Genomic DNA, 14,036 nt, shown 5'->3' with positions numbered 1-14,036 from the left:
TAACCGAGTCAGAGAAGTCCTATGAGGATACAATAAGCAATCTTGAATCAGGAAATCCCATGCGGGGTACAATAAGCAATCTTGGATCAGAAGAATCCCCTGCGAGAGTACAATAAGCAATCTTATATCAGGAAAGTCCCATGCAGGGTGCGGATATCATAGCAAACAGAAGGAGAACTAAATGTCCGAAATTTCATTAGAACTGAAAAACATAAAAAAGAGCTTCCAGAAAGGTGAGGACGTCCTGGAAAGCATCTGTCTTACAGCAAAAAAAGGAGAATTTGTCACTCTGCTGGGGTCTTCCGGCTGTGGAAAAACCACCACACTGCGGATCATTGCAGGCCTGGAACAGCCAGATTCCGGCCAGGTTTTTCTGGATGGAAAGGATGTGACATCCCTGGAACCGAATCAGCGCAATGTGAACACAGTGTTCCAGAATTATGCACTTTTTCCCCATATGAATGTAGCAGATAACATTGGATATGGGCTGAAATTGAAAAAAACATCGAAAGCGGAGATCAGCAGAAGAGTCAAAGAAATGCTGGAGCTTGTTCAGCTTCCGGGCTTTGAGAGGCGTAAGCCGTCGGAGCTTTCCGGTGGTCAGCGCCAGCGTGTGGCCATAGCCAGAGCACTTGTGAACAATCCGGAGGTACTTCTTCTGGACGAACCCCTTGGTGCACTGGATCTGCAGCTGAGGCGTGCCATGCAGCACGAGCTGAAGCGCCTGCAGAAGAAGCTGGGGATCACCTTTATCTATATCACCCACGATCAGGAAGAAGCTATCAACATGTCTGATACGATCGCTGTGATGAACCACGGACGCTTTGAGCAGATCGGGACGCCGGATGAGATCTATAATCATCCGAAGACCAGCTATGTGGCAACCTTTGTTGGAAATGCCAATATACTGACCGGTATTGTGGAAAGCATTGCGGAAGAGGAGTCTGACGGTACTTCCGCTCAGATCACCGTAAGAACTGATGCCGGAAAAGTAGAAGTATCAATGGACACCGCAGCTACATCTGACAGAGGATATTTCCCACAAAAAGGAGAAAAGGTTACCATCGCAGTAAGAAGCGAAAATATCCGGTTTGAGGAAAATAAAAAAAATGCACAACAAAGCACGCCGAATTGCACATCAGAAAACACACAAAAGAGTGTACAGGAGCCCGCAGAAAAAAACACAGATGACAGTTGCGATGGCTTAACCGCCGAAGTCGTTGAAAAAACCTTCGCCGGCGGCCAGCTCCGTGTTGTTTTGAAAACTTCGGAAGGTCAGGAAATCGTGGCAAGCCGTTACGGCATTGATACAAATGTCAGTGTAGGAGAAAAGGTGCGCTGCTGTTTTCTTCCTTCAGATGCAGTGCTGGTAGATCAGGAAGAAAGATCAGAAGAAGTATTGCCGGATCAGTCAGGTCCCTGTGCAGGAGGTACCCATGCGTAAGCACAGAGCAGGCTCCGTATGGATGATCCTGCCGCTGTATCTTTTTACACTGATCTTCGTCGCACTGCCTCTTCTGTATGTAGCTGCACTGAGCTTTTCCACAGCAGACGGCGGCTACGGCGTGAACTGGAAATTTACTCTGGATAATTACAAGCAGATCCTGGAGCCTGTATACCTGCAGACCTTTACGGGATCCTTCCGCCTTGCGCTCACCAGCACTTTGATCATCTGTCTGGTGGGCTACCCCTTCGGATACTTTATGGCAAAGCTTTCCGAGGGCAAAAAGAAGCTGGCCATGCTTTTCCTGATGTTGCCTTTCTGGGTGAACTCCCTGATCCGTCTTTATGGCTGGATCATCATTCTCCAGAAAAAGGGCCTTCTGAATTATCTGCTGATGAAGCTTGGCATCATCCAGGAGCCCTTAAAAACCCTGTACAGTTATCCGGCGATCGTGATCGGTATGATCTATGTATTGCTGCCGTTTATGGCACTGTCCGTATATTCCAGTGCGGAAAAGCTGGACTGGTCCCTTGTGGAGGCTGCCAGAGATCTTGGAGCCAGCAGATGGAAGGCCTTCTGGAGCATCACCTTTAAGCTGACTTTGCCGGGACTTCTTTCCGGAGTGATACTAACATTTATTCCGTCTATGGGTCTGTTTTTTATTGCGGATATCCTGGGTGGAAACAAGATCGTACTTGTGGGAAGCCTGATCCAGGAGCAGATGACAAGAGGCAATAACTGGCCCTTTGCCGCAGCACTGGCTGTGGTACTGATGATACTGACAACTCTGATGATCGTATTATATCGGAAGCTTACCAATGTTAAGGAACTGGAGGGAATCGGATGAAAAAGAACTCAAAGCTTTCAGGACTGTATCTGGGGATTCTGTTTTTCCTTATGTATCTGCCCATTGGTGTGGTAGTGGTATTTTCGTTTAATGAAGCAAGACTTCCGGTGCGCTTTACCGGTTTTTCCCTGAAATGGTATCAGGAACTGTTTCAGGACAGGGATCTGATCCAGGCATTGAAAAACAGTCTGATCCTGGCGGTGTCCAGCTGTGGGGTATCTGCAGTGATCGGAACACTGGGGGCTGTAGGACTTTCCAGGATCCACTGGAAAACAAAAGGGGTGATGGAGTATATTTCCATTCTGCCTCTGATGATCCCGGAGATCATTCTGGGAATGGTACTGATGGCATTTTTCTATATGCTGAACCTGCCATTTGGAATGCTGACACTTCTGATCGGACACACGGTTTTCTGCGTGCCCTATATTTTGATGGAGGTAAAAGCAAGGCTTGTGGGAATGGATCCGTCCCTGGAAGAGGCAGCCAGAGATCTTGGCGCCGGTTCCTTTCGGGCCTTCTGGGACATTACCCTGCCGCTGATCATGCCGGCTGTTATATCCGGCTCTCTGCTGGCCTTTGCCATGTCCATGGACGATGTGGTGATCAGTATTTTTGTAACCGGGCCACGTGTATCCACGCTGCCGATAAAAGTTTACACACAGATGAAAACAGGCGTTACGCCGGAGATCAATGCACTTTGTACCATAATGCTGGGAGTGATCCTTCTGGTACTGGCAGTATATCTGATCGCAGGAAAATGCGGGAAGGGGAATATAAAAGATGAGCAATAAACTGATCGAGTTAAAAAATCTCACAAAAAACTTTGATGACCAGCAGGTGCTCCGGGGCATTAATCTGGACATTCACGAAAACGAATTCCTTACGCTTCTGGGACCCAGCGGCTGTGGAAAGACAACAACCTTAAGGATCATTGCCGGCTTTGAGGAGCCAAGCGGCGGAGAGGTACTGTTTAACGGAATTGAGATCTCCAAGCTGCCTCCATATAAAAGAGAGATCAACACGGTATTCCAGAAATATGCATTGTTTCCGCATCTCAATGTTATGGACAATATCGGTTTCGGCCTGAATCTGAAAAAGGTAGATAAATCTGTTATTGAGCAGAAGGTAAAAAGAATGCTGAAAATGGTAGGGCTGGAAGGCTTCGAAAAAAGAGATGTTACACTTCTTTCCGGTGGACAGCAGCAGCGAGTTGCCATTGCCAGAGCTCTTGTCAATGAGCCGAAGGTTCTTCTGCTGGATGAGCCACTCGGTGCACTGGATGCCAAGATCCGCAAGCAGATGCAGATCGAGCTGAAAAAGATCCAGAGAGAGGTAGGGATCACCTTTATCTATGTTACCCATGACCAGGAGGAGGCACTTTCCATGTCTGATACGGTAGTAGTCATGAACAACGGTGAGATCCAGCAGATCGGCAGCCCGACAGATATCTATAATGAGCCGGAGAACCGTTTTGTTGCCGGCTTTATCGGAGAGTCCAATATTATAGAAGGAACGATGATCAGGGATTTCCTTGTGGAGTTCGACGGATTCCAGTTTGAATGTGTAGATAAGGGATTTGAGGACAACGAAGCCATTGAGGTTGTTCTCCGTCCGGAGGATCTGGATATTGTGGAACCGGATCAGGCCAAGATCAGAGGAATGGTACGGAACATTACGTTCAAGGGCGTGCATTATGAGATCCTGGTCGAGACGGAGCTTCGCACATACATGGTGCATACTACCGATTATGCAGAAGTGGGACGTGAAGTGGGACTGAAGTTTGGTCCTGAGGATATCCATGTTATGTGCAGAATGGGAGGATACTAATGAAACAGTTCAAGCATCTGATCAAGCCGTATATCATCTGGGCTTCGATCCTGATCGTGGTACCATTGATCCTGATCGTGCTTTATGCATTTACCTCAGATGGAAATGAAGTTCTGACCCTGCATTTTACATGGGCGAATTTTGCAAAATTTCTGGAAGCTACATATTTAAGTGTTATCCTGAAATCCTTCCGACTGGGTATCCTGACCACACTGATCTGCCTGGTCTGCGGATATCCGCTGGCATACATTATCTCCAAATATTCCGAAAAGGTGCAGAGCTTTCTGATCCTTATGGTCACCATTCCCATGTGGATCAACATGCTTCTCCGTACCTATGCATGGATGAACATTCTTTCTGACAATGGTCTGGTGAACAACCTTCTGAAAATGCTGGGAATCTCACCGATCACCATGATGTATACAGATTTTTCCGTTATCGTGGGCCTTGTCTGTAACTTTATGCCCTTTATGATCATTCCGATCCATACATCCTTAAGTAAAATGGACAAGTCACTGATCGAAGCGGCCAACGACCTTGGTGCCAATCCCTTCCAGACCTTCTGGAGGATCACCTGGAAGCTTTCCATGCCAGGTGTGGTCAATGGTATCATGATGGTATTCCTTCTGTCCATATCAACCTTCGTTATTCCGAAACTTCTCGGCGGCGGCCAGTACATGCTGATCGGTAATCTCATCGAGTCACAGTTTATTTCTGTAGGTGACTGGAACTTCGGAAGTGCCATCTCTCTGATCCTGGCAGTGATCATCCTGATCTTTATGAGCCTGATGAAGAAGATGGATACTCAGGACGATTAAAGGAGGCAGGAGATGAAAAGAAAAAATACCATATTTTCAAAATTATATGTAGTGCTGTGTCTGGCATTTTTTTACCTGCCGATCCTTGTGACCATGATCTTTTCCTTTAACTCATCCAAGTCCCTGACCAGATTTACAGGATTTTCCCTGCGCTGGTACGGAGAGCTGATAAACAACATGGAGATCAGTAAGGCAGTTTATGTTTCGGTCACAGTGGCAATTCTGGCAACTGTTATTTCCACAGTGCTGGGAACCATCACAGCCATCGGACTTTCAAAATCCAGAAAGGTGCTGAAAGAGATGGTCCTTACCATCAATAACTTTCCAATTCTGAATCCGGAGATCGTAACCGCGATTGGTCTGATGCTGCTGTTTTCTTCGCTGGGAATGACGAAAGGCTATCTGACCATGCTGCTGGCACATATCGCATTCTGTACGCCCTATGTGATCACCAGTGTATATCCGAAGGTACGAAGCCTGGATCCGAACCTTGCCAATGCAGCCATGGATCTTGGGGCAACGCCATATCAGGCACTTACCAAGGTTATCGTGCCCATGATCAAAGAAGGGATTTTTGCGGGAGCGCTCCTGGCCTTTACCATGTCCTTTGACGATTTCGTAATTTCCTACTTTGTTTCCGGAAACGGAGTAAAAAATATATCCATTGTTGTATATAATATGACAAAGCGCATCAATCCCACCATCAACGCCCTTTCTACCATTGTGATCGTGGTCATTGTACTGGTGCTTCTTTTTGCAAATCTGATCATGCCGAAGCTTCAGGCCTCCACCGTGAAAAAAATGGATCCGAGAAAAAGAAGGATCGTTGCGGTTGTCACAGCTGCTGCGGTTGTTCTGGTATTGGGAAAGTGGACGCTCGTAAGCCAGGGAAACCACGTGCTTCGTGTATATAATGCCGGAGAATATATGGACCTGAGTCTTCTGGACAAATTTGAGAAGCAGTATAACTGTACTGTTGTATATGAAACCTTCGAGTCCAATGAGATGATGTACACCAAGCTGGCCAGTGGTGAAACCTACGATGTTCTGGTTCCGTCAGATTATATGATCGAAAGACTGATCAAGGAGGAATATCTTCAGGCCCTTGACTGGAAAAAGATCCCAAACAGCAAAAATCTTCTTCCCGAGGTACAGAATAAGGACTATGATCCGGGAAATCGTTATTCCTGTCCGTATTTCTGGGGAACTGTAGGAATCCTTTATAATAAGAATGTAGTCTCTCAGGAGGATCTTGACAAAGAGGGCTGGAATATTCTCTGCGATGAAAAATATAAGGGAGATCTTTATATGTATGATTCCGAAAGGGATTCCTTTATGATCGCCCTGAAAGCGCTGGGGTATTCCATGAACACAAAAAATCTTGATGAGATCCAGCAGGCTTATGAGTGGCTGATCCGGCAGAGAGATACCATGGATCCGATCTATGCAGGTGATGATGTGATCGACAACATGATTTCAGGAAACAAGGCAATGGCGGTTGTTTATTCCGGAGATGCTTCCTATATTATAAGCGAAAATCCAGAGCTTGGCTATTATACTCCGCAGCAGGGAACCAATACCTGGTATGATGCCATGGTCATCACCAAGGACTGTAATGAAGTAGATCTGGCTCATGAGTTCATCAATTTTATGCTGGATGATGAAAATGCTCTTTCCAATACCGAAGAAGTAGGATATACTTCTACTGTAAAGAGTGCATTCGAGGAGATGAAGAACGGAACTTATGAGGGAATTTCTTCCTATATTCCGCAGATCGACAATCCAAAGAATGAGATTTTCGGATACCAGAAGCCAAAGATCAAGCAGAAATTCGCAGAGCTTTGGACAAAGGTAAAAGCAAAATAACAAGACGTCAGAGAGAGACATGAAGGAGGTTCTATGAAATCAAAAAAAGCAGCAGCGATCATGTTATGTGCGGTACTTGGAACATCTATGGTAACAGGTGTCAGTGTCAGTGCAAAGGATAAGGATGAACTGGTACTTTATACATGGGACGGAATGTTTCCGCAGGAAGTGCTGGATGATTTTGAAAAAGAAACAGGGACCAAGGTGGTATATTCCAACTTTGACACCGATGAGACCATGCTTGAGAAGCTTTCCCAGGCAAAGGGCGGCGATTACGATGTGGTAATTGCAGATGATTACATTATCGACAGCGCGGTAAAAGAGGGACTTGTCCAGAAGATCGACAAGGATACCGTTTCCAATTTTAAGAACATCAACCCCCTTTATCAGGGACAGTTTTATGATCCGGATGACGAATATACAGTACCTTACGGAGCAGGAATCCCACTGATCGTTTATGATCCGGAGCAGGTAGATATCGACATTAAAGGATACAAGGATCTCTGGGATAAGTCTCTGGAGGACAGCATTGCCATCGTAGGTAATTACCGCGTGATCTGTGGCATCACACAGCTTTCCATGGGAGAGAGCATGAACGAAGAAGATGTAGCCGTGATCGACAAGACCGGTGAGAAGCTGAAAGAGCTGGCACCGAACATTCGTATGATCCAGGATGACAATACACAGAATGCACTTCTCAACGGAGAGGCAAGTGTGGCATTTCTTTATACATCACAGGTAACACAGGCACTGAAGGATAATCCGGATCTTAAGGTGGTTTATCCGGAGGAAGGTCTTGGATTTGGTATTATGGGAATGTTTGTGCCAAGTGAAGCACCGAATGCGAAGGCTGCCAATGAATTTATCAATTATATCCTGGAGCCGGAAGTATCTGCACAGTGCATCAACTATATCGGATACTACAATACAAACAAGGCAGCAGATGATCTGGTAGACGAGAGCCTGGTTGTTCCGGACAGCGTGACAAAGGGTGAGGTCGTACAGAATGTAAGCCAGGAAGCAGAGCAGGAATACAATAAGATCTGGACAGAGTTTAAAGCTGCCTGCGATTAAGCAGACGAACCAGTAAGGGGGTTTTTCAGGTGGAGATATACAAAGGTACATCCGCTTTTTCCGGAATAGCCATTGGAAAAATACTGTATTACCACAGAGGCGAATATCAGATCCGTCAGTCCATGGTAGACAATGTAAAAAAGGAGCTGGATCGTCTGGATAATGCAAGAACAGCGGTAAAGAACCAGATCCAGCATATGTATAAAAACGGAGCACCCCTCCCCAAAGAGCAGGAGCTGACCTTGAAACGTCAGCTGAAGCTCTTAAGTGGCGGCAGCTTTCAGCGGGCCGTGGAAAGCATGATCACGACAGAAAAGGTCAGTGCAGCTTACGCAGTCCAGACAACCAGGGATGAGCTTGCAAATGTGTTCCGCAAGCTGGAGGACGAGGCTGTCAAAGAACAGATCGAAAATATCAGGGAGATCTCCGAGCTGCTGATCGGCGCCATGGGTGGCTCCCATGCACGGATCAATCTGGGAGATGAGCCGGTGATCCTTGCAGCAGAGCAGCTTTCCCCCAATGAACTTCTGGAGATGAACAAAGCCAGGCTTCTGGCGGTAGTCATGCATCAGGGGTCTGTTATTTCCCATGTATCGATCATGGCAAAATCCATGGAAGTCCCCACCCTGGTCGAGGTGGAGATACAGAAAGAATGGGATGGCCATATGGCTATTGTAGATGGGTATACAGGAACACTGTATATCGATCCGGAGCCGGAGCTTCTTAAGGAATATGAGATCCGTCATGCAGCAGATAAGGAAGAGCGGGAAGAACTTTTGAGACTTCGGAACCACAAGGATATCACAGCCGATGGCAAGGAGATCAAGCTTCTGGCAAACATCGGAAATCTGGATGATCTGAATACGGTTCTTTATTACGGAGCAGCAGGTATCGGCCTTCTTCGAAGTGAATTCCAGTATCTCGGAAGAGAGAATTATCCAAGAGAGAATGAGCTGTTCCGTGCCTATAAAAAAGTAGCCGAGGATATGGATGAACGTCCGGCAGTGATCCGTACCGTGGACCTGGGGGCAGACCGTCAGGCAGAATATATGGCAATTCCTGATGAGGTCAATCCTATGATGGGAAATCGAGGCATCCGCCTTTGCCTGGATCGCAAAAAAATGTTCAAAGCGCAGCTTCGGGCTATTTACCGTGCAAGTGCCTATGGAAATATCAACCTGATGTATCCGATGATCACGTCCGAGGATGAGCTGGATGAGATCGAGAAGCTGATCCGTGAGGTAAAAAAGGGTCTGGATGAGAAGAACATTCCTTACAAAAACATCCGTACCGGAATTATGATCGAAACACCGGCAGCGGTCATGATCAGTGAAGAACTTGGAAAACGTGTGGATTTTCTGAGCCTAGGAACCAATGACCTGACCCAGTATACTCTGGCGATGGACCGGCAGAATCTTCTTTTGAAGGATAAATACAATGATCATCATCCGGCGCTTGTAAAGATGATCCGCATGGTAACAGAGGCAGGACATAAGTCAGGATGTGAAGTTTACATATGCGGAGAGCTGGCAGCAGATTCCAATCTTACAGAAGCTTTTATCCAGATGGGAGTGGATGGCCTTTCCGTTGTTCCTGCCTGTGTACTTCCAGTGCGAAAAGCGATCTGCAGCTCCTATGCGGATGAGGCAAACCGGCCGGCAGAAGCAGTAAAAGAGAAATAATATCCGGAAAAATAAAAATCCTGAGAATTTCTATGTTGATATCTCACATAGGATCCTCAGGATTTTTTTGACGGAATCTTTCACTCACGGCTTATTGCTGTTCTCAATTGAAGCAGTGCGTGGAAGCATATCTGTTCCGGTTAAAGTTATCGAAGTCCAAGCACCTGGGCGGTTTCCGAAATAAACTCCGGTGTGGTACCACAGCATCCGCCGATCACGGAAGCACCGTTGTCCACCAGCACCTTCATATAATCTGCAAAATCCGCAGGGGTCATGCTGTAAACTGCATTTCCAAGATCATCGATCTGGGGCATTCCCGCATTGGGTTTGGCAATGACCGGAATGGAAACGTTCTCCTTGATATTGCGGATAACCGATACCAGCTGATCCGGGCCAACCGAGCAGTTGATGCCGACAGCGTCTGCACCTGCAGCTTCCAGGGACATGGCAGCCTCTATGGCATTTCCGCCGCTGAAGATACTTCCGTCTGCTTCTACAGTCACGGTACAGATGATAGGAAGCTCGCAGACACTCTGGCAGGCGTCTACAGCAGCCAGTGTCTCCTCGATATTGATCATGGTTTCCGCTACGATCAGGTCCACACCCGCGTCACGGAGATAGCCGATCTGTTCCTGATAGACTTCGAAGGCTTTTTCGTAAGTCATGTCACCGGCCGGTGCCATCATCTTGCCGGTGGTGGTGATATCACCTGCTACGAAAACACCCTCCGGTGCGATCTCCTTTGAATAGCCTGCCAGGGTATGATTGATCTGTTCAATCTGATCCTCCAGTCCGTGCATAGTGAGGTTAATACGGTTTCCGCCGAAGGTAGGCGCATAGATGATATGGCTTCCCGCCTCGATATATGCCTTCTGCAGAGACTGGATCACATCCTTGTGCTCAAGCACCCAGCTCTCTGTGCAGACACCACGCGGCATGCCGGCCTTCATCAGGTTGGAGCCGGTAGCACCATCCAGCAGCAGGACATGATCTTCGGTCAGTTTCTGAAATTCCTGTTTTGTCATATGTTTATATCCTCCTTATGGCAGCCAATCACGGTTGGCAAAAAATAGGGCTCCTCCTGTAACCGCTGCACTCATTGCCGTGGGTTTATTTTAACACAGGGAATAAAAATAATCTATCCTGTTTCTGGGCCGGGAAATAAAAAATAATAAAAATTAGGTAAATTGTACATATTTAACGGCTTTTCTGTCGAATAAAGAACTTGCGTATTAGAAAATGGGATTGTATAATAATCTGTAGACATGCCCAAAGGGCAAGACTGTCATCAGATAGAACATAAAGGTAAAGGTGAAAAGGAATTATGATTAAAGTTAAACTGAGCAACTGGAAGTCTGATCACCAGATGGATGAGGCTTATAAAGCTCTGCGAACAAATATCCAGTTCTGCGGAGCAGATAAGAAAGTGATCGCACTTACCAGCTGTACTCCTAATGAGGGAAAGAGCAGTGTGGCATTTAATCTTGCTGCCTCTCTTGCTGAGAGCGGCAAATCAGTGCTTCTGATCGATGCCGATCTGCGTAAATCCGTTTTGATGGGACGTGTGACAGTAGAACAGGAGGTAATGGGACTTGCTCATTATCTTTCCAAGCAGGCCAAGCTTTCTGACGTGATCTGTGCCACTACACTTCCGAAGTTCCATATTATCTTCTCCGGTATCGTACCTCCGAACCCGGCAGAGCTTCTCGGAAACAGACTCTTCAAGGATATGATCCGCGTGGTAAGAGATGTTTATGATTACGTTATTGTAGATACACCGCCGCTTGGACTGATCATCGACAGTGCTATCATAGCAGATTCCTGTGACGGATCTGTAATCGTCATTGAATCCGGTACCATCAGCTACCGTTTTGTACAGGAAGTAAGAGATCAGCTTGCCAAGAGTAACTGCCCGATCCTGGGAACCATCCTGAACAAGGTGGACTACAGCAAGGCCGGCAATTACGGTCACTATGGCAAGTATGGTAAGTATGGTAAATACGGCAAGTACGGTAAGTATGGTTCCTACGGAGATTATGGTGAGAGCAGCAGTAAATAAAAAAACATTGACAACAGAAATGAGTGGGTTATTTTAATGAAGGGACTTTATGATATTCATTGTCATATCCTCCCCGGGGTGGATGACGGTGCAAGAAACATGGAAGAATCACTCTGGATGCTTAACAAGGAGTATCAGGAGGGCGTACGTCATGTGATCCTGACACCACATTTCCGGTACGATATGTTTGAGCCGCATATGAACATTGTGACAAGACAGTTCATGCAGCTGCGTAGAGCAGCCATGAATATTGGTGATGAAGGCATGAGACTTTATCTGGGCTGTGAACTCCATTCCAGTATGGATATGGTGGAATGCCTTAAGAAGGGACGGCGGCTTACCCTTGCAGGTTCCAGATATGTGCTTGTGGAATTCAGCAACGGAGATGAGAAAAATTATATTGAAGAACGGGTCAGAAGTCTTCTGATGAATGGTTTTATCCCGATCATCGCTCATGTGGAACGTTATAAGGCTACCCGGAACGATATCGGATTTTTGACAGAGCTGAAGGATATGGGAGCCCATATCCAGGTCAACGCAGATACCATCAGCGGTCAGGACGGATTCGGGGCAAAAACCTTTGCACGGAAAGTCATGAAGCATGGGCTTCTGGATTTTGTCGGTTCTGACGGACACCGTAAGACGGAGCGTATCCCGGAGATCGGCAAATGTGTCGCCAAAATGGAAAAAACAATGGGGAGCGAATATGTAAAGAAGATCTTTATCAAAAATCCCCGGAAAATCACAGGGTAATGGAGAAAAGAAATGGAAAATCAGACTGTTAACAACAACGACGAAGTAGAGATCGATCTTGGTGAGGTATTTCACCTGTTACTGAGCAAGCTGGGTGTTATCATTTTATCCGGTATTGTTTTCTGCCTGGCAGCTGTTATGGGAACCATGCTTCTGATCACACCGAAGTATGAATCCACAACCAAGATCGTGGTACTGTCCAAACAGGACAGCAGCACACTGACCAATCAGGATATCCAGACAAGTACATCACTGACCAAGGACTATGCGGAGCTGATCAAGAGCCGTACAGTTACTGAGGGTGTGATCGCACAGCTGAATCTGGATATGACACATGAGGAGCTTCTTAAGAAGCTTTCCGTAGATACACCAACGGATACACGAGTAGTATCCATCACAGTTACAGATACCGACCCTTATACAGCGGCACAGATCGCAAATGCAGTAAGAGATATTGCTTCCAAGCATATTCAGCAGGTTATGGATATCAAGGCAGTAAATGTGGTAGAGACAGCAAACATCCCGGATGAGCCATCAAGCCCAAGCGTACCGAAAAACGGTGTGATCGGCGGAATTCTGGGTATCCTTCTGGCAGCAGCCGTTGTGATCATCGTATATCTGACAAACGATACTGTAAAGACACCGGAAGACGTAGAGAAATATCTTGGATTAAGCGTACTTGGTACAATCCCATACTCTTCCAAAATGGGCAAGAAATCCAAAAAGAAAAAGAAACGTCACGCATAAAAATAACAACAACGGATCAAAGTGTTGGGAAAGGCCGGGAGCAGCAAAAATATGAAGAAATTTTTTGTGTTTTTATTAGTGGTCATCTGCCTTGGTATGGGAGCCGGTGTAGTATACATGAGGAGCTCCGAGGATAATGAAGGGCCGAAGATCACATTTGAAGAGGGAAAAGATACGAATTATACATCCGATATGACAGAAGAGGATCTTCTGAAGGATGTAAAGGCACAGGATGACAGAGACGGAGATGTTACAGAGACTCTTACTGTAGAAACCATATATCCGAAGAATGACGGAAAACAGGTTGCTGTTATCTTTGTTGCAAAGGACAAAAACAACAATGTAACAAAAAAAGAATTTACCATGGAAGCTCAGGACGGAAGTGCCGAAAATCCGCAGCTGGGACTGATCGATAATGACGGTCTCACAGAGGACGGAGATTCCACAGACACCACAGAGCCTGCAGAAGAGACAGATATGCAGGATGGGACAGAAGCAGACAGCACAGATGCTGAAAGCGGAGATTCCGCAGAAGGAGAACTGACTCCGGAGGAACAGGCGCAGAAGACACAGGAAGACAAGATCGAGCAGCTCTCTCCGCAGGATCCAAAGATGTATCTGACTACCTATTACGTAGAGGTACCGGTAGGAACTACGCTGGATAAATTAAGCTATGTAAAGGATATCCAGGATGATACAGAGTCAACCAGTGATCTTTTCAAAAGGATCCAGATCACCGGTGATGTAAATACAGCTGCACCGGGAACTTACGAGCTTACATATTATGTAGTAGACAACAGTGGAAACAGCTCCAACGGAGCCGTACTGACTGTTGTTGTAAAATAGTGCATGATACCCCTCCTCGGTCTTCAAAATACCGGGGGGGGGTAAAATAAACACAGTATAACATACTGTAAGT

At 46.4% G+C, this 14,036-nt stretch carries 13 protein-coding genes; 12 read left to right on the top strand and 1 reads right to left on the bottom strand.

Annotated features, from left to right (window positions below; genetic code table 11):
- The first annotated feature begins 181 nt into the window (after nucleotides 1-181).
- From V9W66_RS03735 to ptsP, 8 genes are read left to right on the top strand one after another with little or no spacing between them, the layout of a single operon-like run.
- On the top strand, nucleotides 182-1,444 hold the full coding sequence (locus V9W66_RS03735) for an ABC transporter ATP-binding protein (RefSeq protein WP_144100284.1): 1,263 nt from the start codon (nucleotides 182-184) through the stop codon (nucleotides 1,442-1,444).
- A complete protein-coding gene (locus V9W66_RS03730) occupies nucleotides 1,437-2,291 on the top strand; it encodes an ABC transporter permease (RefSeq protein ID WP_144094159.1) in 855 nt (284 codons plus the stop codon). The genes V9W66_RS03735 and V9W66_RS03730 overlap by 8 nt, the downstream gene beginning before the upstream one ends.
- Nucleotides 2,288-3,082, top strand: coding sequence for an ABC transporter permease (locus tag V9W66_RS03725; protein WP_144094158.1), 795 nt, complete (start codon nucleotides 2,288-2,290; stop codon nucleotides 3,080-3,082). Before V9W66_RS03730 ends, V9W66_RS03725 begins: the two co-directional genes overlap by 4 nt.
- Entirely contained in the window at nucleotides 3,072-4,118 is a 1,047-nt protein-coding gene (gene potA, locus V9W66_RS03720) for a spermidine/putrescine ABC transporter ATP-binding protein (RefSeq protein WP_144094157.1), read from the top strand. The genes V9W66_RS03725 and potA overlap by 11 nt, the downstream gene beginning before the upstream one ends.
- Nucleotides 4,118-4,936 carry an ABC transporter permease gene (locus V9W66_RS03715; protein WP_015525682.1) on the top strand — a complete coding sequence of 273 codons (819 nt, stop codon included), beginning with the start codon at nucleotides 4,118-4,120 and terminating at the stop codon, nucleotides 4,934-4,936. Before potA ends, V9W66_RS03715 begins: the two co-directional genes overlap by 1 nt.
- Nucleotides 4,937-4,948: 12 nt before the next feature.
- Nucleotides 4,949-6,802: an extracellular solute-binding protein gene (locus tag V9W66_RS03710; RefSeq protein ID WP_144094156.1), complete on the top strand. Its 1,854-nt coding sequence runs from the start codon at nucleotides 4,949-4,951 to the stop codon at nucleotides 6,800-6,802.
- 33 nt (nucleotides 6,803-6,835) lie between these two features.
- Nucleotides 6,836-7,876, top strand: a complete 1,041-nt coding sequence (locus V9W66_RS03705) for a polyamine ABC transporter substrate-binding protein (protein WP_144094155.1) — start codon at nucleotides 6,836-6,838, stop codon at nucleotides 7,874-7,876.
- 29 nt (nucleotides 7,877-7,905) lie between these two features.
- A complete protein-coding gene (gene ptsP, locus V9W66_RS03700) occupies nucleotides 7,906-9,558 on the top strand; it encodes a phosphoenolpyruvate--protein phosphotransferase (RefSeq protein ID WP_144094154.1) in 1,653 nt (550 codons plus the stop codon).
- A gap of 146 nt (nucleotides 9,559-9,704) precedes the next feature.
- Here ptsP and V9W66_RS03695 read toward each other — a convergent pair whose 3' ends face one another.
- Complete coding sequence (locus V9W66_RS03695) at nucleotides 9,705-10,583, bottom strand: homocysteine S-methyltransferase family protein (RefSeq protein ID WP_144094153.1); 879 nt, start codon at nucleotides 10,581-10,583, stop codon at nucleotides 9,705-9,707.
- Nucleotides 10,584-10,882: 299 nt separating this feature from the next.
- Here V9W66_RS03695 and V9W66_RS03690 point away from each other — a divergent pair, with 299 nt between their 5' ends.
- The 4 genes from V9W66_RS03690 to V9W66_RS03675 are packed head-to-tail and all read left to right on the top strand — an operon-like array spanning nucleotide 10,883 to nucleotide 13,963.
- On the top strand, nucleotides 10,883-11,617 hold the full coding sequence (locus tag V9W66_RS03690; protein WP_144094152.1) for a polysaccharide biosynthesis tyrosine autokinase: 735 nt from the start codon (nucleotides 10,883-10,885) through the stop codon (nucleotides 11,615-11,617).
- A gap of 36 nt (nucleotides 11,618-11,653) precedes the next feature.
- Nucleotides 11,654-12,370, top strand: a complete 717-nt coding sequence (locus V9W66_RS03685; protein WP_015525687.1) for a CpsB/CapC family capsule biosynthesis tyrosine phosphatase — start codon at nucleotides 11,654-11,656, stop codon at nucleotides 12,368-12,370.
- A 12-nt stretch (nucleotides 12,371-12,382) separates the two neighbouring features.
- On the top strand, nucleotides 12,383-13,117 hold the full coding sequence (locus V9W66_RS03680) for a YveK family protein (RefSeq protein ID WP_144094151.1): 735 nt from the start codon (nucleotides 12,383-12,385) through the stop codon (nucleotides 13,115-13,117).
- Between the two features lie 51 nt (nucleotides 13,118-13,168).
- On the top strand, nucleotides 13,169-13,963 hold the full coding sequence (locus tag V9W66_RS03675) for an immunoglobulin-like domain-containing protein (RefSeq protein ID WP_144094150.1): 795 nt from the start codon (nucleotides 13,169-13,171) through the stop codon (nucleotides 13,961-13,963).
- Nucleotides 13,964-14,036: the final 73 nt, after the last annotated feature.

The organism is Blautia massiliensis (ex Durand et al. 2017) (genome assembly GCF_051861785.1).
GTDB classification, from domain to species: domain Bacteria; phylum Bacillota; class Clostridia; order Lachnospirales; family Lachnospiraceae; genus Blautia_A; species Blautia_A luti_A.
The sequence above is the reverse complement of the archived record's forward strand: the minus strand, read 5'-3'. Positions and strand labels throughout refer to the sequence as shown.

What these genes read in the sequence shown, in the direction of transcription:
- V9W66_RS03735 (WP_144100284.1), top strand. Translation starts at nt 182, where the DNA reads ATGTCCGAAATTTCATTAGAACTGAAAAACATAAAAAAGAGCTTCCAG.
- V9W66_RS03730 (WP_144094159.1), top strand. Translation starts at nt 1,437, where the DNA reads ATGCGTAAGCACAGAGCAGGCTCCGTATGGATGATCCTGCCGCTGTAT.
- V9W66_RS03725 (WP_144094158.1), top strand. Translation starts at nt 2,288, where the DNA reads ATGAAAAAGAACTCAAAGCTTTCAGGACTGTATCTGGGGATTCTGTTT.
- potA (WP_144094157.1), top strand. Translation starts at nt 3,072, where the DNA reads ATGAGCAATAAACTGATCGAGTTAAAAAATCTCACAAAAAACTTTGAT.
- V9W66_RS03715 (WP_015525682.1), top strand. Translation starts at nt 4,118, where the DNA reads ATGAAACAGTTCAAGCATCTGATCAAGCCGTATATCATCTGGGCTTCG.
- V9W66_RS03710 (WP_144094156.1), top strand. Translation starts at nt 4,949, where the DNA reads ATGAAAAGAAAAAATACCATATTTTCAAAATTATATGTAGTGCTGTGT.
- V9W66_RS03705 (WP_144094155.1), top strand. Translation starts at nt 6,836, where the DNA reads ATGAAATCAAAAAAAGCAGCAGCGATCATGTTATGTGCGGTACTTGGA.
- V9W66_RS03695 (WP_144094153.1), bottom strand. Translation starts at nt 10,583, where the DNA reads ATGACAAAACAGGAATTTCAGAAACTGACCGAAGATCATGTCCTGCTG.
- V9W66_RS03690 (WP_144094152.1), top strand. Translation starts at nt 10,883, where the DNA reads ATGATTAAAGTTAAACTGAGCAACTGGAAGTCTGATCACCAGATGGAT.
- V9W66_RS03685 (WP_015525687.1), top strand. Translation starts at nt 11,654, where the DNA reads ATGAAGGGACTTTATGATATTCATTGTCATATCCTCCCCGGGGTGGAT.
- V9W66_RS03680 (WP_144094151.1), top strand. Translation starts at nt 12,383, where the DNA reads ATGGAAAATCAGACTGTTAACAACAACGACGAAGTAGAGATCGATCTT.
- V9W66_RS03675 (WP_144094150.1), top strand. Translation starts at nt 13,169, where the DNA reads ATGAAGAAATTTTTTGTGTTTTTATTAGTGGTCATCTGCCTTGGTATG.